The sequence below is a fragment of the Streptomyces sp. NBC_00271 genome, assembly GCF_036178845.1.
GTDB lineage: Bacteria > Actinomycetota > Actinomycetes > Streptomycetales > Streptomycetaceae > Streptomyces.
The window spans coordinates 4798709-4819286 of record NZ_CP108070.1 but is presented as its reverse complement, the minus strand read 5'-3'; the positions used below and the strand labels follow the sequence as shown (position 1 = coordinate 4819286).

Annotated in this window: 18 protein-coding genes and 2 tRNA genes; 8 read left to right on the top strand and 12 right to left on the bottom strand. The window is 71.6% G+C overall.

Annotated elements, in window-relative coordinates; genetic code table 11:
* Positions 1–24 precede the first annotated feature (24 nt).
* The 3 genes from OG798_RS22260 to OG798_RS22250 are packed head-to-tail and all read left to right on the top strand — an operon-like array spanning position 25 to position 4150.
* Positions 25–747, top strand: coding sequence for a thioesterase II family protein (locus OG798_RS22260; protein WP_097225763.1), 723 nt, complete (start codon positions 25–27; stop codon positions 745–747).
* Positions 748–769: 22 nt separating this feature from the next.
* On the top strand, positions 770–1618 hold the full coding sequence (locus tag OG798_RS22255; protein ID WP_179436851.1) for a mycofactocin-coupled SDR family oxidoreductase: 849 nt from the start codon (positions 770–772) through the stop codon (positions 1616–1618).
* 21 nt (positions 1619–1639) lie between these two features.
* Positions 1640–4150, top strand: a complete 2511-nt coding sequence (locus OG798_RS22250; RefSeq protein WP_328757579.1) for an amino acid adenylation domain-containing protein — start codon at positions 1640–1642, stop codon at positions 4148–4150.
* 33 nt (positions 4151–4183) lie between these two features.
* Here OG798_RS22250 and OG798_RS22245 read toward each other — a convergent pair.
* The 6 genes from OG798_RS22245 to ehuB all read right to left on the bottom strand — a co-directional run bounded on the left by OG798_RS22245 (position 4184) and on the right by ehuB (position 8481).
* Positions 4184–4257, bottom strand: a tRNA-Lys gene (locus OG798_RS22245).
* Between the two features lie 127 nt (positions 4258–4384).
* The gene (locus OG798_RS22240) at positions 4385–5143 is read right to left on the bottom strand and encodes an IclR family transcriptional regulator (RefSeq protein ID WP_054235545.1); all 759 of its coding nucleotides are present in this window, start codon (positions 5141–5143) and stop codon (positions 4385–4387) included.
* Positions 5144–5359: 216 nt separating this feature from the next.
* A complete protein-coding gene (gene ehuA, locus OG798_RS22235; protein WP_054235582.1) occupies positions 5360–6103 on the bottom strand; it encodes an ectoine/hydroxyectoine ABC transporter ATP-binding protein EhuA in 744 nt (247 codons plus the stop codon).
* Positions 6104–6179: 76 nt separating this feature from the next.
* A complete protein-coding gene (gene ehuD / locus OG798_RS22230) occupies positions 6180–6830 on the bottom strand; it encodes an ectoine/hydroxyectoine ABC transporter permease subunit EhuD (RefSeq protein WP_060898408.1) in 651 nt (216 codons plus the stop codon).
* Complete coding sequence (ehuC, locus tag OG798_RS22225; RefSeq protein WP_121416031.1) at positions 6827–7546, bottom strand: ectoine/hydroxyectoine ABC transporter permease subunit EhuC; 720 nt, start codon at positions 7544–7546, stop codon at positions 6827–6829. The genes ehuD and ehuC overlap by 4 nt, the downstream gene beginning before the upstream one ends.
* A complete protein-coding gene (gene ehuB, locus OG798_RS22220) occupies positions 7543–8481 on the bottom strand; it encodes an ectoine/hydroxyectoine ABC transporter substrate-binding protein EhuB (RefSeq protein ID WP_121418476.1) in 939 nt (312 codons plus the stop codon). Before ehuB ends, ehuC begins: the two co-directional genes overlap by 4 nt.
* Positions 8482–8588: 107 nt before the next feature.
* On the opposite strand from ehuB, the gene OG798_RS22215 reads away from it, so the two are divergent.
* The gene (locus OG798_RS22215; protein ID WP_328757577.1) at positions 8589–9083 is read left to right on the top strand and encodes a DUF3830 family protein; all 495 of its coding nucleotides are present in this window, start codon (positions 8589–8591) and stop codon (positions 9081–9083) included.
* Positions 9084–9125: 42 nt separating this feature from the next.
* Here OG798_RS22215 and OG798_RS22210 read toward each other — a convergent pair whose 3' ends face one another.
* The gene (locus tag OG798_RS22210) at positions 9126–10529 is read right to left on the bottom strand and encodes an amidase (RefSeq protein ID WP_121416032.1); all 1404 of its coding nucleotides are present in this window, start codon (positions 10527–10529) and stop codon (positions 9126–9128) included.
* A gap of 20 nt (positions 10530–10549) precedes the next feature.
* A complete protein-coding gene (locus OG798_RS22205; RefSeq protein WP_257039684.1) occupies positions 10550–11473 on the bottom strand; it encodes a D-2-hydroxyacid dehydrogenase in 924 nt (307 codons plus the stop codon).
* A 386-nt stretch (positions 11474–11859) separates the two neighbouring features.
* On the opposite strand from OG798_RS22205, the gene OG798_RS22200 reads away from it, so the two are divergent.
* The 3 genes from OG798_RS22200 to OG798_RS22190 all read left to right on the top strand — a co-directional run bounded on the left by OG798_RS22200 (position 11860) and on the right by OG798_RS22190 (position 14969).
* Positions 11860–12642, top strand: a complete 783-nt coding sequence (locus OG798_RS22200; RefSeq protein ID WP_328760063.1) for a maleate cis-trans isomerase family protein — start codon at positions 11860–11862, stop codon at positions 12640–12642.
* Positions 12639–13370 carry a maleate cis-trans isomerase family protein gene (locus OG798_RS22195; protein ID WP_095854476.1) on the top strand — a complete coding sequence of 244 codons (732 nt, stop codon included), beginning with the start codon at positions 12639–12641 and terminating at the stop codon, positions 13368–13370. The genes OG798_RS22200 and OG798_RS22195 overlap by 4 nt, the downstream gene beginning before the upstream one ends.
* Before the next feature lie 504 nt (positions 13371–13874).
* The gene (locus OG798_RS22190; protein ID WP_075029169.1) at positions 13875–14969 is read left to right on the top strand and encodes an LLM class flavin-dependent oxidoreductase; all 1095 of its coding nucleotides are present in this window, start codon (positions 13875–13877) and stop codon (positions 14967–14969) included.
* A gap of 41 nt (positions 14970–15010) precedes the next feature.
* On the opposite strand, the gene OG798_RS22185 is transcribed toward OG798_RS22190, so the two are convergent.
* Positions 15011–17080, bottom strand: a complete 2070-nt coding sequence (locus OG798_RS22185) for an EAL domain-containing protein (protein ID WP_435864052.1) — start codon at positions 17078–17080, stop codon at positions 15011–15013.
* Positions 17081–17637: 557 nt separating this feature from the next.
* On the opposite strand from OG798_RS22185, the gene OG798_RS22180 reads away from it, so the two are divergent.
* Positions 17638–19113: a M6 family metalloprotease domain-containing protein gene (locus tag OG798_RS22180; RefSeq protein WP_328760062.1), complete on the top strand. Its 1476-nt coding sequence runs from the start codon at positions 17638–17640 to the stop codon at positions 19111–19113.
* 69 nt (positions 19114–19182) lie between these two features.
* Here the strand turns inward: OG798_RS22180 and OG798_RS22175 are convergent.
* The 3 genes from OG798_RS22175 to OG798_RS22165 all read right to left on the bottom strand — a co-directional run bounded on the left by OG798_RS22175 (position 19183) and on the right by OG798_RS22165 (position 20450).
* Positions 19183–19256, bottom strand: a tRNA-Lys gene (locus OG798_RS22175).
* Positions 19247–19873 carry a bifunctional DNA primase/polymerase gene (locus OG798_RS22170; protein WP_095854477.1) on the bottom strand — a complete coding sequence of 209 codons (627 nt, stop codon included), beginning with the start codon at positions 19871–19873 and terminating at the stop codon, positions 19247–19249. Before OG798_RS22170 ends, OG798_RS22175 begins: the two co-directional genes overlap by 10 nt.
* A 193-nt stretch (positions 19874–20066) precedes the next feature.
* Positions 20067–20450, bottom strand: coding sequence for a hypothetical protein (locus OG798_RS22165; RefSeq protein WP_054232844.1), 384 nt, complete (start codon positions 20448–20450; stop codon positions 20067–20069).
* Positions 20451–20578 lie beyond the last annotated feature (128 nt).

The window sequence follows — 20578 nt, the reverse complement described above, 5'->3', positions numbered from 1 at the left end:
ATCCGGAACCGAGACTCGGGAGCGATGCCAGCAGTGGAAGAGACCCACCTCGTCTGTCTGCCCTTCGCCGGGGCGGGCGCGTCCTTCTTCAAGCCGTGGCAGGACCGGGCACCGGCGGGCCTGCGCGTCCTGCCGGTGCAACTCCCCGGCCGCGAGGAGCGGTTCGTGGAGGAGCCCCACACGGACGCGGTACGGGCGGCCGCCGAGGCGCACACCCAGGTGACCCGGCAGCTCCCGGAGGGCGCGCGGGTGGCGGTGTTCGGGCACAGCCTCGGCGCGGTGCTCGGCTTCGAGCTGGCACACCTGCTGGAGGCCGACCCCGGCGTCCGCCTCGATGCCCTCGTCGTCAGCGGGGCGCCGGGCCCGTGGAGCGGCCGCGCGGACCGGGCGAGCGGCCTGCCCGACGCGGAGTTCCTGGCCCGGGTGCGCACCTTCGCGGGGTACGCGCACCCGGCCCTGGAGCACCCGGAGATGCGTGAGCTGCTGCTCCCGCTGCTGCGGGCCGACGTACGGATGCACGAGACGTACCGGCCCGCCTCCGACCGCCCGCTCGGCGCCCCGGTCCTCGCCCTGCGCGGCCGCGACGACGAGCTGGTGAGCGCGGCCGAGGCCGCCGAGTGGTCCCGCGCCACCACCGGAAAGCTCACCACGGCGGAACCGGACGGCGGCCACATGTACCTGACGGAGAACCCGGGCGCCCTCCTGCGCCTGATCGGGGCCGAACTCCGCGCCGGGCGCGCGCGGTGAGCCGGGTGGATGGTTGGGGCCGGTGAGCCCGGTGAGCCCGGGCGGTCCGCGGCTCTCGGGCAAGGTCGCCCTCGTCACCGGGGCGGCCCGCGGCATCGGCCGGGCGACCGCCGTCGCGTTCGCCCGCGAGGGCGCCGATCTGATGCTCGTGGATATCGCGGCGGACCTGCCGGGTGTGCCGTATCCGCTGGGCTCCGAGAGCCAGTTGGCGCACACGGCGGAGCTCTGCCGGGAGACGGGCGCCGCCGTCCGTACGGCCCGGGTCGACGTACGGGACCTGGCCGCGGTGGAGACGGCGGTGAAGGAGACGACGGCCCGCTTCGGACGGCTCGACGTCCTCGTCAACAACGCCGGGATCGCCGCCCCCTCCGGCCGGGCCGCCCACGAGATCGAGGAGCACGAGTGGCAGCTGATGCTGGACGTGGACCTCTCCGGGGCCTGGCGCACGATCCGCGCGGCGGGCGCCCTGATGACCGCGCGGGGCGCCGGCTCGATCATCAACATCGCCTCCACGGCCGGTCTGGTCGGCTACCGCCACTTCGCCGGGTACGTCGCCGCCAAGCACGGCCTGATCGGCCTGACCAAGGCGGTCGCCCTCGACTACGCGCCCCGCCGGGTCCGCGTCAACGCCATCTGCCCCGGCTCGGTCCGCGACGACCCCCGTGTGGAGGGCCGGATGCTCGCCGAGATCGCCCGCGCCCTGGACGTGCCGGTCGCCGAGCACGAGCAGACCTTCGTCCAGGCCCAGCCCATGAACGCCCTCGTCGAACCGGACGACGTCGCCACCGCCGCCCTCTGGCTCGCCTCCGACGAGTCCCGCCAGGTGACCGGCACCGTCCTCACGGTCGACGGAGGCTTCTCGGCTCGCTAGCCCCACGGATGGAGACCGAACGTGACGTGTCACGCCCTCGCCGCGCGCCTTCCCGGCGCCGTCGATCCCGGGCCCCTCCTCGACGCGGCCGTACGCGGCTGGTGGCCCGAACTGCTTGAGCGGTGGCCGGTTTTGTGGAGTGAGTCCGTGCCCGCGCGGTTCGCCGCACACCGGCTGCGGAGCGAACTCCATCGGCCGCTCGACCCATCGGGCCCGGCGTTCCGCGCGGTCCTGCTGCGGTACGAGGACGGGGGTGCCCATCTGGTGCTGGTGGCCGACCACGCGGTGCTGACCCCGGCCGCGCTCCAGGACATCGCGCACGTCCTGCTCGGTCACCGTCCCGCCGCCGAAGTGACCGTTCCGCTCGGCGGCCACGAGCCGCCGAGCGGCCCGCATGGGCCCCGTGTCGACTGGGCGACGGGCGAGGAGGGGGCCGGTGACCGGACGGGCGTGGTCACCGTCCCGGTACCGGCCGGGGCCCCTGCCGCGGCCCTGGTCCTCGCCCGCTACGAGCATCGCGACCCGGGGGACGGACTACCCGCGTACGCCACGGTCCTCGACGAGGTGGGCCCGGTGGACCCCACCTTCAGTCACCGACTCCCGTTCCAGTCGGCCCCCTTCCCTCTCACCCTCGTCCCGCGCGGGAACACGGTCGAGCTGCACCACCAGCTCCGGCACATCGACGAAGCCTCCGCCCGGGCCTTCGCCCGCCACCTCACCCACGCGCACGGTCAGCTGGGCCACCGCCCCCTCGCGGAGATCGAACTGATCCCCCGCGAAGAGGCGGAGCGCCTGCTCCCGCCGCCCGCCGGCATACTCCGGTCCGCTGCTGCCTCCCGTATCGACACCGCCTTCGACGCCCGCGCCGATCGCCACCCCGACGCCCCCGCCCTCACCCACGACGGCACCACGACGACGTACGGGGCACTGCGCGAACGCGCCGAGCGGCTGGCCGCGGGACTGCGCGCCGCCGGGGTCCGCCCCGGTGACCGGGTCGGTGTCCGGCTGGAGCGGGGCGCCGACCTGGTGGCGACGATGCTCGCGGTGCTGAAGGCGGGCGCGGCGTACGTGCCGATGGATCCGGCGCACCCCGAGGAGCGCCTCGACCGTACGGCGCGCGACGCGGGCGTACGGCTGGTCGTCCGGGACACCGCGCCCTACCTGGGCGCCGCGCGGACCGACCGGCCGCGCAACCTCACCCCGCGGGACCTCTCCCCGGAGGATCCCGCCTACGTCATCCACACCTCCGGTTCGACCGGCCGCCCCAAGGGGGTCGTCGTCCCCCACGCCAATGTCCTCGCCCTCCTCGACGCCACCCGCGAGGACTTCGCCCTCACCGCCGCCGACACCTGGACGTTCTTCCACTCCGCCGCCTTCGACTTCTCGGTGTGGGAGATCTGGGGCGCCCTGCTGACCGGCGCCCGGCTGGTGGTCGTGGACCACTGGGTGGCGCGCTCGCCGGAGGACTTCCACGCGCTGCTCGTACGGGAGTCGGTGACCGTCCTCAGCCAGACCCCGTCGGCCTTCGGGCAGTTGCGGGCGGTGGACCGCGGCGCGAAGGAAGGGCTGTCGGTGCGGCTGGTGGTGCTGGGCGGGGAGGCGCTGGACACGCGGCCGCTGCTCGGCTGGTTCGACCGCCACCCGGAGGACCGCTGCCGCCTGGTGAACATGTACGGGATCACGGAGACCACCGTCCACGTCACCGCGGCGACCGTCACCCGGCGTGAGGCCCTGGCCGCCTCCCGCTCGGTGGGCCGCCCGCTGCCCGGCTGGTCGGTGTCGGTGCGCGACGAGCGGGGGCGCCCGCTGCCGACGGGCGCGGCGGGGGAGATCTGGGTGGGCGGGGCCGGACTCGCCCTCGGATACCTGGGGCGGCCCGAGCTGACGGCCGAGCGGTTCGTGAACGATCCGTACGGCCCCGGCCGGTGGTACCGCAGCGGTGACCTGGGGCGGCTGCGCGCCGACGGTTCACTGGAGCACCTGGGGCGGATCGACAGCCAGGTGAAGGTGCGCGGGTACCGGATCGAGCCGGACGAGATCCGGGCGGTGCTGCTGGAGGACCCGGTGGTCACGGCGGCGGCGGTGGTGCTGAGCGGGGACGCCTTCGAGGACGCGGCGGGGGTGCGGATCGACGCGTATGTCGTGGCCGACGGGGACACCGGCGACGTACGCCGGCGGGCCGCGCGGCTGCTGCCCGACCACATGCTGCCGACGACCGTCACCCGCGTCCCCGCGCTGCCGCTGACCCCGAACGGCAAGCTGGACCGCGACCGTCTGCCGGCGCCGGGGAAGCCGGTATCGGTGCCCGCGCCCACCGGAGACCTCGTGACGGCCCTCACCGGGGTGTGGGAGGAGATCCTCGGTGTTCCCGTCGGCCCGGACGACAACTTCTTCGAGCTCGGTGGGAACTCGCTCTACGCGATCCGTGTCGGCACCGCGCTGCGTGAGCGCGGGCTGCCCGCGCCTTCCATGCGGCTGCTCTACACGCATCCGACGGTCCACGCCCTGTCACTGGCCATGGCAGACGAATGAAGGCCCCTCACCATGGTGAAGGGCCTTCTCATGTGCGCCGCCAGGGACTCGAACCCCGGACCCGCTGATTAAGAGTCAGCTGCTCTAACCAACTGAGCTAGCGGCGCATGACTCTCGCCTCCCGCTTCCGCGGTCGGCGACAAAAGAAATACTACCTGGTCCGGACGGGTGCTTCCGACCACCCAGGGCCTGATCCAAAAGAGTGGGTCCTAGGGCCTGTCCGGCGGACAGGCCCTAGATGGCCAGGGAGAGCAGGACGGGGGTGGCGCCGCGGTTGAGGGTGTCCGCGGCGCGGCGCAGGCGGTGGGCGTGTTCGACCGGGAGGGAGAGGGCGAGGCAGCCGACCGAGGAGCCCGCGGTGATGGGGACGGCCGCGCAGACCGTGCCGATCGCGTACTCCTGGAGGTCGAGCACCGGCACCGTGGCGGGCTGGGCGTCGAGCCGGGACAGCAGCAGCCGCTCGTTGGTGATGGTCCGCGAGGTGAGGCGGGCCATCTTGTGGCGGGAGAGATGGTCGCGCCGGGCGTTCAGGTCGAGCTGGCCGAGGAGGCTCTTGCCGACCGCGCTGGCGTGGGCCGAGGAGCGGAAGTCCACCCATTCGTTGACCGCGGGGGTCGCGGGACCCTCGGCGCACTGGGTGACGTGCACCTCGCCGTCGATGTAGCGGCTGATGTAGATCGCGGCGCCGACCGAGTCGCGCAGCCGGTCGATGGTCTGCTGGAGTTTCTCGCGCAGCGCCTGGTCGCGGCCGTGGGCGGAGCCCAGCCGGCCGAGGGCGGCACCGGCGACGTACGCGCCGTCAACGACCTGCTCGACGTACCCCTCCCGGCGCAGCATCCGCAGCAGCGCGGTCAGGCGCTCCGTGCCGAGGCCCGTCTGGCGGGCCAGCTCGACGTCGGTGACGCCGCCGGAGTGCCGGGCCACCGTCTCCAGGACGCGCAGGGCGTCCTGGGCCGAGTGGTACGGCGCGGTCGGCTCGTTCATCAGCGCCACGGTTTCCCCCTGCGCTTTTTGGGCCATCGATCCGGACAGCTGAGCTTCTCCACGATAACTGTCAAACGCTTGGTGGGGAGGGGCTGTTGGCGAGAAAGTCGGTGCGCTCCGGTTCGCTCAGCAGGAGTGCGACACTCTGGCATATGCCAAGGTCATGGCTCAGCGGGCATGCCACGTGGTCCGGACCTCGCACCTTGTCGCGTTCACTTTTTGTAGTCAAAGGATCGCGCTGAGGAATTCCCGGGTCCTTTCGTGCTCCGGATCGGTGAAGATCCGGTCGGGCGAACCGGACTCGATGACATGGCCGGAATCGAACATCAGCACCTGGTCCGAGATGTCGCGGGCGAAATTCATCTCATGGGTCACACAGAGCATCGTGATGTCGGTGGTGTGGGCGATGTCACGGAGGACGTCGAGGACGCCCGTGACCAGCTCGGGGTCGAGCGCGGACGTCACCTCGTCCAGAAGCAGCACCTGGGGCCGCATCGCCAGCGCCCGGGCGATCGCCACCCGCTGCTGCTGTCCGCCGGACAACTGACTCGGGTAGGCGTCGCACTTGTCCGCGAGGCCCACCATCTCCAGCAGCTCCCGGGCCCGCGCCTCGGCCTCGTCCCCGGACAGCCCGAGGACGGTGACCGGCGCCTCGGTGATGTTGCGGAGCACCTTCATGTTCGGGAAGAGGTTGAACTGCTGGAAGACCATCCCGATCTTCTTGCGGACCTCCCGGATCTGCTTCTCGGGGGCCGGGTGGAGCCGCTCACCGGCGACCGTGATCGTGCCCTCGTCGGGCTTGGCCAGGGTCATCAGCAGCCGCAGGATGGTCGTCTTGCCGGAGCCGGACGGGCCGATCAGCGTGACGTGCTTGCCGGAGTCGACACGGAAGTCGAGGCCGTCGAGGACGGTGTTGTCCCCGAAGCGCTTGGTGACCTTGTCGAAACGGATCAGCTCGCCGCCGTCCACCGGCGGATTGGCCGTGTGGTCGGCCTTTTCCGCAGGGGCCGTGTCTGCAGGGGTTGTGGACGTGTCGAGGGGGGTGTCAGCGGACAAGACGTCGCTCCAGGGCTCGCAGAAGGAGGGAAGCCGGATAGGAAATGAGGATGAAGGCCACGCCGATGACCGTGAGCGGCTCGGTGAACTGGAAGTGCTCCTGCGAGTACAGCCGCGCCTCACCGAGCATCTCCAGCACGGTGATCGCCATCAGCATCGGGGTGTCCTTGAGCATCGAGATGACGTAGTTGCCGAGCGCGGGCACCACCCGGCGGATCGCCTGCGGCAGGATCACCGCGGTCCAGGTGCGCCGCAGCGGCAGGTTGAGCGCCGTGGCCGCTTCCCACTGGCCGGCCGGCACGCCCTCGATGCCGGCCCGGTAGACCTGCATCGTGTACGTCGAGTAGTGCAGCCCGATCGCGACGACACCGGTGGTCAGCGCGGAGAACGTGATGTTCCACTCGGGCAGCACGTAGAAGAGGAAGAACAGCTGCACCAGCAGCGGGGTGTTGCGGATGAACTCCGTGACGACCCCGACCGGCCAGCGCACCCAGCGGGTCGGCGTGCGCATCAGCAGCGCCCACACCAGACCCAGGGCGAAGGAGATCACCGAGCCGAGCGCCAGCGCCTGCAGGGTGACCAGCAGTCCGTCCCAGAAGTGCGGCATGAAGTCGCGCACCGCGCCCCAGTCCCAGTTCATGCGGCACCTCCCGTGGCACCGACGCCGGTGGCTTCCGCGCGCCGCGGTGTGGTCCTGGCGGGCCGGGGCGCCTTGCCGATCCCTGCCTTCAGCCGCCGCTCCAGTGCCCGCATCAGCCGGGTGATCACGAAGGCGATCGCGAAGTAGATCAGCAGGACGTACGCGTAGATCTCCGCGCTCTGCTGGAGCGCGAGCCGCACGAGGTTGCCGCTGAACGTCAGATCACCCATGCCCATGATCGACACCAGGGCCGTGCCCTTGAGCAGTTCGACCAGCAGGTTGCAGAAGGAGGGGATCATCTCGGGCACCGCCTGCGGCAGCAGGATCAGCCGCATCCGCTGCCAGGGCGTGAAGCTGAGCGCGATGCCGCCCTCGCGCTGGGCGGGGTCGACGGCGTTCAGGGCGCCGCGCACGATCTCACTGCCGTACGCCCCATAGGTCAGGCCCAGCGCCAGCGTGCCCGCCCACATCGGGACGAGCTGCCAGCCGAAGGCGAGCGGCAGCACGAAGTACACCCAGAAGATCATGATCAGGGCGGAGGTGCCGCGGAACACCTCGGTGTAGAGGCCCGCGAGGAAGCGGACGATCCACCGCCGCGAGGTGCGCGCGACACCGACGGCGAACGAGACGGCCCCGGCCACCAGCGAGCTGAGGAACAGCAACTGGACGGTGACCCAGACACCTTTGAGTACGAGTTCCCACAGTCCCGAGGTCATCCGCGGCAGAGCTCCTTCGCGGTCATGTCGGTCATCTCGGCCCGGGTGAACCCGAAGGGCCGCAGAATGCGGAACAACTCCCCGCTGGCCTTCAGCTTCTTCAGTTCCACGTTGAAGGCGTCGCGCAGCCGCGTCTCGGCGGAACGGAACGCAAAGCCGCCGCCGTCGACGTGCGGCTTGCCTTTGACCAGGGGTGTGAACGGCTTCGTGCTCTCCGCCTTGCGGGACTTCCTGGCCACCTCGCGCGTGGTCAGCGCGGTCCCGGCGAAGACGTCGACACGGCCCGCCTCGACCGCGTTCAGCCCGGCCACCTGATCGGGCACGATCAGGATGTCGCTCTCCTTGACCCCGGCCTCGACGGCGTGCTGGATCTCGGCGTATCCGGTGCCGGTCGCGAACTTGGCCTTCTTCGTCACGACGTCCTTGTAGTCGTGCAGGCCCAACGGATTGCCCTTGCGCACGACGAAGCCGTCCAGCATCTGGTAGTCCGGGTCGGCGAAGACGACCTGCTGACAGCGTTCCGGGTTGATGTACATCCCCGCGGACACGACGTCGAACTGCTGCGAGTTGAGCCCGGGAATGAGCGAGCCGAACTCGGTCGGCACGGGTTGCACCCGGTCGACGCCCAGCCGCCTGAAGATCACCTTGGCGAGTTCGGGTGCCTCGCCGGTCAGTTCACCGTTCTTGTCGATGTAGCCGAACGGGATCTCACCGGCTATGCCCAGCCGTACGACGCCCTGCGCCTTGAGCCGGTCGAGGAGATCACCGCCGTTGTCGGACGCGGTGGCGACCCGGGTGCAGCCGGCGGCGCCCAGCACGCCGACGGCGCCGAGCGCGGAGACACCCGTGAGCAGCGACCGCCGACTCGGACTTCGTTTCTCCGCGTCGGTCCCGTCCGTCCCGTCATTCCCGTCATTCCTGAGTGGTGGGGCCATGGCCGCGCGGCTACCCGAGAGCATGCGAAGTATTCGGATCGATTTCGGCCCCGTGCGACGTCGGGTGACGCTGAGGCGCCCTTGACTCCGGGGAGACCATGGAATGCATGGCTGATCGATTCATCGAGGTCTCGCTGGTCAAGCGCGAAATCCACTGCACCGCGAAGCTGCTCGACGACCGGGCGCCGGTCACCTGCGCGACGGTGTGGGACGCGCTTCCCCTGGGGGGCGACGTCTACCACGCGAAGTACGCACGCAATGAGATCTACGCCCTTTTCCCGCCTTTCGCGAAATCGGAGCCACCGCTGGAAAATCCGACAGTCACCCCCATTCCCGGAGACCTCTGCTATTTCGCCTTCGCGGGCACGGAACTGGGTACGAAGGCCTACGGCTACGACACCGACGTACGCCCCGGCACCACCGTCGTCGACCTCGCCCTCTTCTACGAACGCAACAACCTGCTGCTCAACGGGGACGTGGGCTGGGTCCCGGGCATCGTCTGGGGCCAGGTGACCGAGGGCCTGGAGGCGATGGCCGAGGCCTGCAACGACCTCTGGCGCTCGGGCGCCCAGGGGGAGACGCTCAGCTTCCGTAGGGCGTAGGGCTCGTGGGGCACATGCGGCATGTGGGGCGCCGGGCCGTCCCTAGAACCCCGGCGGCGGAGCCACCCCCGCGGTGCCCGTCTCGTAGAGGGCGTGTGCCGTGCGCAGGACGAGGTCGTCGCGGTGGCGGGCGGCGACGATCTGCAGGCCGACCGGGAGGCCGTCGCCGTCCGTGCCGACCGGGACGCTCGCGGCGGGCTGCTGGGTCATGTTGAAGGGGTACGTGAACGGGGTCCACCCCGTCCAGCGGCGGTGCCCGGAGCCCGGCGGCACCTCCACCCCCGCCGCGAACGCCGTCAGCGGCAGGGTCGGCGTCACCAGCACGTCGTACGACTCGTGGAAGCGTCCCATCCGCCGCCCGAGCTCCATCCGGACGTCCACCGCGGCCAGGTAGTCCAGCGCGCTGAACCGGGCGCCCCGCGCGCAGATCTCCCGCAGCCCCGGGTCCAGCGACTCCCGCTGCCGCGGCCCGAGCCGCTGGGCCACCCGGGCCGCACCGCCGAACCACAGGACGTGGAAGGCCTCCACCGGGTCGGTGAGATCGGGGTCGGCCTCGGTGACGTACGCGCCGAGCCCCGCGAGCCGCTCCACCGCCCGCCGCACCGCCGCCGCGACGGCCGGCTGGACCGCGACCTGACCGCCGAGGGACGGCGAGTACGCGACCCGCAGCCCCCGCACCCCACCCCCAAGGGCCTCCACGAAGGACCCGTCCACCGGCCCGAGCGCCGACCAGTCACGGGCGTCCGGTCCGCTGATCACGTCCATCATCAGCGCCGCGTCGGCCGCGTCCCGTGTCATCGGCCCCACGTGCGAGAGCGTCCCGAACGCGCTCGCGGGGTACAGCGGCACCCTCCCGTACGTCGGCTTCAGACCGAAGATCCCGCAGAACGCGGCCGGGATGCGCACACTGCCGCCCCCGTCCGTGCCCAGCGCCAGCGGCCCCGCCCCGAGCGCGACGGCCGCCGCGCTGCCGCCACTGGAGCCGCCCGCCGTGCGCGTGACGTCGTACGGATTGCGGGTGACCCCCGACAGCGGCGAATCCGTGACGCCCTTCCAGCCGAACTCGGGTGTCGTCGTCTTCCCGAGGAACACCGCCCCGTGCTCGCGCAGCCGGGCGACGGACGGCGCGTCCTCGTCCCAACGTCCCTGGGGATCAACGGTCTTGGAGCCGCGCAGGGTCGGTCCGCCGCGCAGCAGCAGGATGTCCTTGACGCAGACCGGTACCCCGTCAAGGAGCCCGACGGGCTCACCCCGCCGCCAGCGGTCCGCGGACTCGGTCGCCCGCGCGAGGGCCGCGTCCGTCTCGAGACGTACGAACGCGTTCACGGCCGGCTGGATCTCCACGGCCCTGCGCAACGCCGCTCGCGTGGCGTCCACGGGGCTGAACTCGCCCTTGCGGTAGCCGTCGAGGAGTTGTACCGCGGTCAGCTCGACGAGTTCCGACATCGGCCCCTCCAGAGGAAGTCTCAGTGCCCCGGTACGTATCCGCGCTTCTTGTCGACCACGTTCGGCAGCGTTCTGCCCGCCTCCCAGCGCTCGTACATCTCCACGAACTGCGCCCCGAGTTCGTCCCGCCAGCCGACCGTGTCCCCGCTCATGTGCGGCGACACGATCAGCCCGGGAACATCCCACAGCGGGCTGTCCGGGCCGAGCGGCTCGTCCCGGAAGACATCGAGGGCCGCGCCCGCGATCCACCGCTTCGACAGCGCCTCGGCGAGCGCGTCCTCGACGACCAACTGCCCCCGGCCGACGTTGATGAAGCGCGCCGAGGGCTGCATCATCCCGAAGCGCCGCGCGTCGAACATGCCGTACGTGGCCTCGGTGAGCGGCGCCGCCGACACCACCCAGTCGGCGCGCGCCATCAGCCGGTCGAGCTCCTCGGGCCCGTGGATCCCGGTGCGCGCGGTACGCCCCACCAGGGCCGTCGTCACCTCGAGCGCCTTGAGCGTCTTGACGATCGTCCGCCCGATCGGCCCGGAACCGACCACACACGCGCGTGTGCCCGCCACCCGCTGCGACTCCCGATGCCGCCACTCCCGCCGCCGCTGAAGCTCCCACGTCCTCGGCAGGTCCTTGGCCATCGCGAGGACCAGCGCGGCGACGTACTCGGCGATCGGCCGGTCGAAGATCCCGCGCGCGTTGGTCACCACCGTGTCGGACGCGGCGAGTTCGGGGCACATGAGGTGGTCGACGCCCGCGCTCGCCGTGTGCACCCAGCGCGGCCGGGGCCCCTCGCCGGGCCAGGCGCGGCGCACCGCGTGCGAGGTGAAGTCCCAGACCAGCAGCACGTCCGCGCGCGGGAGCCGCTCGGCCAGCGTCGACTCGTCGGCGTGCTCGATCCGCACCCGGCCGGTGAGTCTGCCGAGGCGGGGGAGCGGCTCGGCGTCCAGGACGAGGAGGGTGGTGCGCGATCCGGCACCGGACCCGGAGGCCGGGGCCGACGCGGATACGGGGCGGGGCGGGCGAGGGAAACCGTTTCGCAATGCGAGTCCGCTTTCCTGAGAGTTCCGAGGAGTCCTGGGAGTCTTGGGAGTCCTGAGAGTCCTGAGGGTTCCGAAGAGTCCCGAAGGGTTTCGGAGCCTTCCTGAGTTCCTGAGTTCTTGAGTTTCTGAGTTCCTGAGTTCTTGAGAGGACGAACCTGCGGGGTGGGCGGGGGCGGCCGGAGTCGTCTGAGATGCGCGGATTGACCACGCTCGCACCCGAACCTACCTTCGTCAACACGGACGTACACACGGTCCGTTGCCCCTTCGTCTCCCTTCGTGAGGCCGGTGCTGCCATGGACGTCTCCTTTCTCGGCGGCCCCCGCCCCCAGCGCGGGATCGGTGTCGTCGCCCCCTTCGACTTCGCCCTCGATCGCGAGCTGTGGCGCTGGGTCCCCGACGACGTCTCCCTGCATCTGACCCGCACCCCGTTCGTGCCGGTCGAGGTGAGCCTGGACCTGGCCCGCCTGGTCTCCGAGCACGAGACGCTCGGCGACGCGGTCCGCGCGCTGAACGCGGTCGCGCCCGAGGTCGTGGCGTACGCGTGCACCTCCGGCAGTTTCGTGGACGGGGTCGCGGGCGAGCGGGCGATGTGTGAGGCGATGACACGGGCGGGGGAGGTGGCGTCGCTGACCACCTCCGGCGCACTGCTGGAGGCGCTCACCGAGCTGGCCGCCCACCGCATCACTCTCGTCACCCCCTACACGGTCTCGGTGACCCAGTCCCTGGAGGAGTACCTCGCCGAGGCGGGCGTCCAGGTCACCGGGCGCGCCTTCATGGGTCTGACCAGGCACATCTGGAAAGTTCCGTACCGTGATGTGGTCGACATGGCCCGCCGCGCGGTGCGGGGGGAAGGGGCCGACGCCCTCTTCATCAGCTGCACCAACCTGCCGACGTACGACGTCATCCCCCAGCTGGAGGCGGAACTGCGCATACCGGTGATCTCGGCCAACCAGGTGACGATGTGGGCGGCACTGCGTCACCTGGGTACCCGGGCGGTGGGCCCCTATCAGCGGCTGATCGATCAGTCCGCCCGCGGGGGACCCGTACTGCCGGAAGAACAGGAAGGTTGGGCATGACCGCACTCGGATTCCTCTACCCGGGCCACTCGGCCGAGGACGACTACCCGCGCATCGAACAGCTCCTGGGCAGCGACGTCCGCCTCCAGCTGGTCCACACGGACATCGGGGAGGACGCCCACCGGGTCGACGCGTTGCGCGAGATGGGCTCGGCGGTCCGGCTCTCGGCGGGCGTCGAGGAGCTGCGGCTGTCCGGCGCGGAGGCCGTGGTCTGGGCGTGCACCAGCGGCAGCTTCGTGTACGGCTGGGAGGGCGCCCACGAGCAAGTACGCGCCCTGGCCCGGGCGGCCGGGCTGCCCGCCTCCTCCACGTCCTTCGCGTTCGCGCACGCCGTCCGGGAGGTCGGGGCTCGGAGGGTCGCGATCGCGGCGACCTATCCGCAGGACGTGGCGGACCTCTTCGCCGCGTTCCTTCGGGAGGCGGGGGTGGAGGTCGTGTCGAGCAGGGCCTCCGGGATCATCACGGCGACGGAGGTCGGGACCTGGGGCGAGGCGGAGGTCCTCGAGCTCGCCCGGGCCGGCGACCACGCTGACGCGGACGCCGTCCTGCTCCCCGACACGGCCCTCCACACGGCGGCGCACCTTTCGGCCCTGGAGAAGGACCTCTCCAAGCCGGTCCTCACCGCCAACCAGGTCACGGTCTGGGAGGCCCTACGCCTCGCCGACCGCAAGGTGAACGCCCCCACCCTCGGCACCCTCTTCACAAAGGAGCCCATCATCCAGGCGTGACGCGGCCCGGCCCGTGCACCTCGCCCGCGGCCGGGCGGGGCTGCGCGGAGGTCTTTCGTCCGCGGGCCGGTGGGGGCTGGTCGCGCAGTTCCTCGCGCCCCTGGGTCGGGGCCGCGCCCCGGGTCCGAGCCTGTGCGGAGGGTTTTCGTCTGCGGGCCGGTGGGGGTTGGCCGCGCAGTTCCCCGCGCCCCTAAAGACCCCGGTCGCCCGGCGTTCGAGGCTCGCCCCCACCCACCCTGGCCCGTATCACTCAGCCCGTCCGGCGTTTGAGGATGCCTCACCCACCCACCGGGTCTCCCCACCCACCCCGGCCCGCTTCTTTCAGCCCGTCCGGCGTTTGAGGACGAGCCCTTTGGGCGATGCGGGGGTTCGGGGGCGGAGCCCCTGGGATGGGACGGGTAGGGGCGGCGGGGGCGAGGAACCCTCGGGTGCCGGGAATAAACGGGGACTGTCTCCTGTTGGCGCCGTGAGGACAGCAACACGTACGCAACAGGAGGCACCCCGGTGGACGACACGGACGAGATCCGAGGCACCGCGCAAGGCACCGCGCCCGTACCCCTCTCCGTACTGGACCTGGTCACCGTAGGCGCCGGCCGCACCGCGACCGACGCCCTGCGCACCAGCGTCGCCATCTCCCGCCTCGCAGAGTCCCGCGGCTTCCACCGCTACTGGGTCGCCGAACACCACTCCATGCCGGGCGTGGCCTCCTCCTCACCCGCGGTGATCCTCGCCCACCTCGCCGCCCACACGACCCGCATCCGCCTGGGCTCGGGCGGCGTCATGCTCCCGAACCACGCCCCCCTGGTGATCGCGGAGCAGTTCGGCACGCTGGAAGCCATGGCCCCGGGCCGAGTGGACCTGGGCCTGGGCCGTGCCCCCGGCACGGACGGCGCAACCGCCGCCGCCCTCCGCCGCACCGAGCGCCTCCACGAGGGCGCCGACGACTTCCCCGAGCAGCTCGCGGAGCTGACCCGCTTCCTGGACGACGACTTCCCGGCCGGTCACCCCTACGCCCGCATCCACGCGGTCCCGGGCCCCGTCCAGTCGACCTCCCCGGGCGGCGTACAGTCCCCGCACCGCCCCCCGATCTGGCTCCTCGGCTCCTCCGGTTTCAGCGCCCGCCTGGCCGGCGTCCTCGGCCTCCCCTTCGCCTTCGCGCACCACTTCTCGGCCCAGAACACGATCCCGGCGCTGGACCTCTACCGCGAGTCCTTCCGGCCGAGCGCCGTGCTGGACGCCCCCTACGCCCTGATCGGCGTCTCCGCCCTCGCCACGGACGACGAGAAGGAGGCCCGCCGCCAGGTGAGGGCCGCGGCCCTGAACATGGTCCGGCTGCGCACCGGCCGCCCGGGTCTCGTCCCGACCCCCGAGGAGGCGGAGGCGTACGACTTCAGCCCGATGGAACGTGAGTTCGTCGACTCCTGGAACGCCAACGTCATCCACGGCACCGCGGACGAGGTCCGCGCCGGCCTCGACGACCTCCAGAAGCGCACCGGCGCCGACGAGCTGATGCTCACGGGCAACGCCCACGGCGGCGACGTACGCCTGCGCTCGTACGAACTGATCGCGGACGCGTACGGGCTGCCGAACGCGGACTAACGCCCCTTCGCCGTCAGGAACTTGCCGTCAGGAGCTCGCGGTCAGGAGTTCGCGGTCAAGAGGGCGGAGATACGATCCGGCGCCACCGGGCGGGAGTACAGCCAGCCCTGCCCGGTGTCGCAGCCGATCCCGCGCAGCCGGGTGGCCTGGGAGGCGGTCTCCACGCACTCGGCGGTGACCGTCAGGCCGAGCCGGTGCGCGAGTTGGATGAGGGCCTCGACGATGACCTCGTCCGCGGGGTTGGGGTGGGCGCCGCCGACACCGCCGTCGGGCCCCTCGTACTGGAAGCCGCGCACGAAGGACCCGTCCAGCTTCAGGACGGAGACCGGCAGGCGGCTGAGGTAGGCGAGGTTGGAGTACCCGGTGCCGAAGTCGTCGATGGCGATGCGGACGCCCATGTCGCTGAGGGCCTGAAGGGCCTGGAGTGGCCGCCCCGCCGAGCCCATCACCGCCGACTCCGTCAGCTCCAACTGGAGCAGATGCGGGGCGAGACCCGTCTCCGCGAGGATCTCCGCCACGTCCGCGACCAGGTCGGAGTCCCACACCTGCCGTACGGCGACGTTGACGCTGACGAAGATCGGCACCGCGTCGGGACGGTCCAGCTGCCAGCGGCGGGCCTGGCGGCAGGCCGTGGCCAGTACCCAACGGCCGAGCTGCACGATCGAACCGTCTTCCTCGGCCAATCCGATGAACCGATTCGGCGTCAGTGTGCCGAACTGCGGATGGTTCCAGCGGACCAGCGCCTCGACCCCGCGCACCCCGCCGTCCGCCATGCCCACCAAGGGCTGGTACTCCAGGGCGAATTCGTTCCGGTCGATCGCCGCCCGGAGGGTGGAGGAGAGCGCCTGACGGGTCATCCGGTGGGCGTTGCGCTCCGGGTCGAACAGCGTCCAGCGGCCCTTGCCGTCCGCCTTCGCCCAGTACAACGTGGTGTCCGCGGCCTGCATCAGATGGGTCGCGCTCGTCCCGGCGGCGCGCCGCTCGACGACCCCGATCGACGCGGAGACCGACAGCCGCTGCCCGGAGAGGTCGAAGGGCGCCTGCAGTGACTTCAGGACGGACTCGGCGAGGTCGGCCAACTGGTCCGTCCCGGTCGAGTCCTCGACCAGCAGCGCGAACTCGTCGCCGCCCAGCCGGGCGACCAGGGGAGTGGCCCCTCGGGCGTAACCCGCCTCGTCGGCGCAGCGCGTCAGCCGTTCGGCGACGGCCGCGAGCAGCCGGTCGCCGACCCGGTGGCCGAGGGTGTCGTTGACCGCCTTGAACCCGTCCAGGTCCAGGTAGCAGAGCCCGATCCGGCCGGTGCCGCCCTCCTCGTACGCCTCCGCCTCCAGGGCGGAGGAGAGCCGCTCGAAGAACAGCGTGCGGTTGGGCAGCCGGGTCACCGGGTCGTGCATCTGCAAGTGCCGCAGCCGCGCCTGGAGTTCACGGCGGGCGCTGATGTCCGCGATGGACAGCAGTACCGCCTCCTCCTGCGCGGGCAGCGGAGCGACCGTCACCTGCACCCAGAGCGAGTGCCCGTCGGGGTGCTTGATGCGGCGGGTGCAGCGCAGCCGGGCCTGTCGGCCACGCAGCACCTCGCGGTACGCGTGCCAGGTGCGGGCGTCGGAGGCCAGATCCACCAGATCGGCCGCGATCCGCCCGACGAGCGCGCCCGATCCGGTGCCGAGCAGCGCGTCGAGCGACTCGTTGGCGGTGACGACCAGACCCTCGCGGTCGACCACGGCCATCGGAAGGGGCGCGGCGCCGAAGGCCGCACGGAACGCGCCGGGAGACGTCGAGGTCCCGGCGGTCGGGATGAGCGCCACGCCGGGGACGGACTCGGAAACGCCAGGCATGGACTCGGGCGTGTCGCAGATGGACCCGGGCGTGTCGAGGGGGGACTCAGGCGTGTCGTGGGTGTCGAGGGGTGTTTCCGCCGGGGCGTACGTGCCGGGAGAGGCCCCGGCGCAAGGGGATGCGTCGGGGGGTGAAACGGCGGGGACGGATGCGCTGGGAGGCACCCCGGCGTACGTACGAGGAGACGTACGCGGAGATGTGTCGATGTGACGCTCTGTGACGGCCGACCGGATGAGATCTGCCGCGGGCGTCGGCCCTTCGGACGTTCCGCTCACCGCTCGCTCCCGCAGTGCACTCGTTCTTCGTATGGGTCTCTCGGGTGGTCGGCCGGTGCTGGACGGCCGAACAAGCCGTGTCCGTGCAGGAAAGTGTGCCGATCATAGAGGCTGGTTCCGGAGCCTTCCAGCCACAGTCCAGTGTCCCGGAACAACCACCGGTTCTGACAGATCGTTTCTGCCTGCATCTGGACCGGTTCCTGCGCCTGGCGATCGCATGTGACGTTCTGTGAGTGTTCGGGGTGTCGTTCGGGGTTGCGGCTGCTCATGGCCCCTCACTCTTCTGGTGCAGGCAAACAGGGCGAAATATCACTAAGTAACCCAGGCTGGGTGCGGTGTCCCGAAAACCGCATCCGGAGGTCGACGTGCCGCGTCAGCGCCCCCCGAGGGGTCTCGCCCGAGAGGCTCGGCGGCGTCGAACCCGTGACGTTTCGCGGGTTCCTGACGTCCTGACGGTTCTCGGCGTGCAGCGGGTCCTCGCTCGTCCGGGCACGCTGGGGGTCTCCGTCGGTCAGGGCGCGCAGCGCTGGCGCAGCACCGCGGCCGTGTTCACCTCCATGACGGCGCTGGCCGCGACCTCCCTGATCACGGGCCCCGCGCTCGCCGAACCCCTCTTCTCCCCCTGTGCCCTGAGGCGGACCGAGGCCCACCACTCGGAGGGCCTGGACACCTGGAACGCCGACTATCCGCGCCCCACCCGCCCCCTCGACGCGGTGCTCGTCTATCTGTCCTTCCCGGACTCCCGGCCCCACACCACGCCCGCCGAACTGGCCGCCGACTACTTCCCGGCCACCAGCCAGTTCTTCGAGCGCGCCTCGTACGGCAGGTTCACGCTGCGCCCGCATCCGCAGCGCGACTGGATCCGGATGCCGCACGCCTCCACCTCGTACGCCATAAAGCGCGACTGGAACGCCGCGCGGCGCGGCGCCTATCTGCGTGACGCGGTCGCCGCGGCCGACCGGCGGGTCGACTTCTCCCGCTACGACATCGTCTATTTCGTGGCCGACCCGGACGCGCCGGGTGTCGACTCCGACGCGACGAAGGTCGTCAACCTCGACACCCCCATCGAAGCCGACGGCAAGGACATCCGCCGCGTCGTCACGGTCTTCGAGAAGCACCCGCCGGACCGCCTCGTCCTCGCCCACGAGACGGGGCACGTCTTCGACCTGCCCGACCTCTACCATCGCCCCACCGACGGCAAGGGCGACTGGGACACCTATGTCGGAGACTGGGACCTCATGGGCAGCCAGTTCGGCCTTGCCCCCGATCTGTTCGGCTGGCACAAGTGGAAACTGGGCTGGCTGGAAACACGCCAGGTGGCCTGTCTGCGGGAGCACGGGACCACGAGGCTGACGTTGGAGCCGCTGGGGTCGGGTCCGGTGACGGGCGGCGCGGGGACGGCGGCATCGGGAGCGCCGGTTTCCGTCGCGAGCGCCGGCGCCCAGGCCGGTCCGGCACCGGCTCTGGGCTCCGGGGGGTCGACCTCGGACTCGGCGGGCTCCGCCTCAGGGTTCGGGGGGTCGATTCCCGGTCCCGGGACGCCCGGCTCGGGCTCCGTCTCCGGGGGGTCCGCCCCGGGCTCCCGGGCGCGGACCTCGGCCCTGCCTGCCCAGGCTCTGTCGGCCTCGGCCCCGTCCCTGTCGGCCTCGCGGGCGGTCCTTCCCACCTCGGCCCCAGGGTCGCGCATCTTCGGTTCCGGTCGCGGTACGAAGTTGGCGGTGGTCCGTACGGGTCCCGACAGCGCGCTGGCCTTCGAGGCGCGCACCTCGACGGGCAACGACGGTGCCACCTGTACCCAGGGCGTCCTGATCTACCGCATCCGCAGCGAGACCGACTCCGGCGGCGGCCCGGTCGAGGTCGTCGACGCCCACCCGCACTCCGAGTCCTGCTGGGGTGAATCGGTGTACCCGCCCCTGGCGGACGCGCCGGTCGGACTCGGGGAGAGTTTCACGGTCCCCGGCGAGAAGGCGCGTGTCGAGGTCGAGGACCGGACGGCGTCCGGGGCGTGGACGGTGAAGATCACGACAGGCTGAGCCCTTCGCCCGCGTGGGGCCGGACACGCAAGAAGCCCCTCGCTTTCGCGAGGGGCTTCTCACCGTCTGTGCGCCGCCAGGGACTCGAACCCCGGACCCGCTGATTAAGAGTCAGCTGCTCTAACCAACTGAGCTAGCGGCGCCTGCTGACGTCGTAGACCTTAGCATCCTGATCGGCGGGAGGAAAAATCGATATCCGCACCGCGGCGGAGGCGGCCGTGCGGGCCGCCCGGACGGCCGCCCACACCAGGATCTCGGGCCCCGGAAGCCACGGATGCCGGGTGTCGGGGGCCACCAGCCAGCGGGACGTGAGGTGGGCGACGGGGCTCAGGGCGGGCACGGTCACGGCGTCGCCGGCCCCGTGGCAGAGCAGCGGAGGAAGGGCGTCGACGCGCCCGGATCCCCCCGACTCGCCCGCCTCCCACGCCAGGAGCGACGGCAGGCGCTGTGCGGTGCCCGGCGCGCTGAACAGCAGCGTCCGCCCGCGGTGCACGGCCACCGGGCCCGAGCCCGGCCCCTCGTCCCACAGCCGGTCGAGCATCCGCCGGCCGAAGATCGCGGGCACGTTGACGATGTCGAAGGCGGTGCCGCAGGGCAGGACGACCGGGGCGGTCGGGCGTTCCTCCCAGAGGGTGAGGGTGCTGCGCGGATACGTTCCTGCCGAGGCGAGCCAGGCGGCTCCGTCCGGGGTGACGCCGCAGACGTCGAACCGGTCGGGCAACGGGGCGGCGGAGCTTGCCGGATTCCGTGTGCTGCTCATGGCTATGAGATCTACCGTCGGTAAGCATCCGCCCCCCGAGAGTTGCGAAAACCCGGGACAGAACGCCGGGGGAGGAGTACCTTGCCCCCGCGGCATATGCCAGGCCCTTAGGCCTTCAGGGGCGCGCGGAGCTGCGCGACCGGCCCAGGCGGCGGGGGCGAGAGAACCCCGCGGCTACACCGAAACGACCGGCTCACGCATGGTCGCCCACCCCATGCCCAAGCCCCCGCCCATCCCCTTCGGCCCCTCGCAACAGATCCCGCCCGAACTCGATCATCTTCTTCGCATAGTCCTCGGTCCACTCGGCCCGCTCGGCGATCGAAGCCGGCGTAAGCCGATCGAACCGCCGAGGATCGGCCAGCTGCGCGGCGGCGATCGCCTGGAACTCGAGCGCCCGATCGGCCGCGGCGCGAAACGCGAGCGTCAGCTCCGTGGCCCGCGCCAGCAGCGCCCGAGGATCGTCGATCGACTCGAGATCGAAGAAGTGCTCCGGATCACCGGCCGCCTCCGCGGGCTCGAAGAGCAGGGGCGCGGGGCGTAGCCGCGGTTCGTTCCGACGCGGCGTGGGCTCCGCCATGTCTTCTCCTCCTCGTACGGTTCAGGGGCCCGCTTCGTGGGTGGGCCAACGTCCATTCTCCCCCGTCCGCGCAAGTAGGCCCGCGTGCGCGGACCCGTACAACCGTGCCATCCGCACCCACGGCCGCC

What these genes read in the sequence shown, in the direction of transcription:
- OG798_RS22260 (WP_097225763.1), top strand. Translation starts at nt 25, where the DNA reads ATGCCAGCAGTGGAAGAGACCCACCTCGTCTGTCTGCCCTTCGCCGGG.
- ehuD (WP_060898408.1), bottom strand. Translation starts at nt 6,830, where the DNA reads ATGAACTGGGACTGGGGCGCGGTGCGCGACTTCATGCCGCACTTCTGG.
- ehuC (WP_121416031.1), bottom strand. Translation starts at nt 7,546, where the DNA reads ATGACCTCGGGACTGTGGGAACTCGTACTCAAAGGTGTCTGGGTCACC.
- ehuB (WP_121418476.1), bottom strand. Translation starts at nt 8,481, where the DNA reads ATGGCCCCACCACTCAGGAATGACGGGAATGACGGGACGGACGGGACC.
- OG798_RS22215 (WP_328757577.1), top strand. Translation starts at nt 8,589, where the DNA reads ATGGCTGATCGATTCATCGAGGTCTCGCTGGTCAAGCGCGAAATCCAC.
- OG798_RS22210 (WP_121416032.1), bottom strand. Translation starts at nt 10,529, where the DNA reads ATGTCGGAACTCGTCGAGCTGACCGCGGTACAACTCCTCGACGGCTAC.
- OG798_RS22200 (WP_328760063.1), top strand. Translation starts at nt 11,860, where the DNA reads ATGGACGTCTCCTTTCTCGGCGGCCCCCGCCCCCAGCGCGGGATCGGT.
- OG798_RS22195 (WP_095854476.1), top strand. Translation starts at nt 12,639, where the DNA reads ATGACCGCACTCGGATTCCTCTACCCGGGCCACTCGGCCGAGGACGAC.
- OG798_RS22180 (WP_328760062.1), top strand. Translation starts at nt 17,638, where the DNA reads ATGACGGCGCTGGCCGCGACCTCCCTGATCACGGGCCCCGCGCTCGCC.
- OG798_RS22170 (WP_095854477.1), bottom strand. Translation starts at nt 19,873, where the DNA reads ATGAGCAGCACACGGAATCCGGCAAGCTCCGCCGCCCCGTTGCCCGAC.
- OG798_RS22165 (WP_054232844.1), bottom strand. Translation starts at nt 20,450, where the DNA reads ATGGCGGAGCCCACGCCGCGTCGGAACGAACCGCGGCTACGCCCCGCG.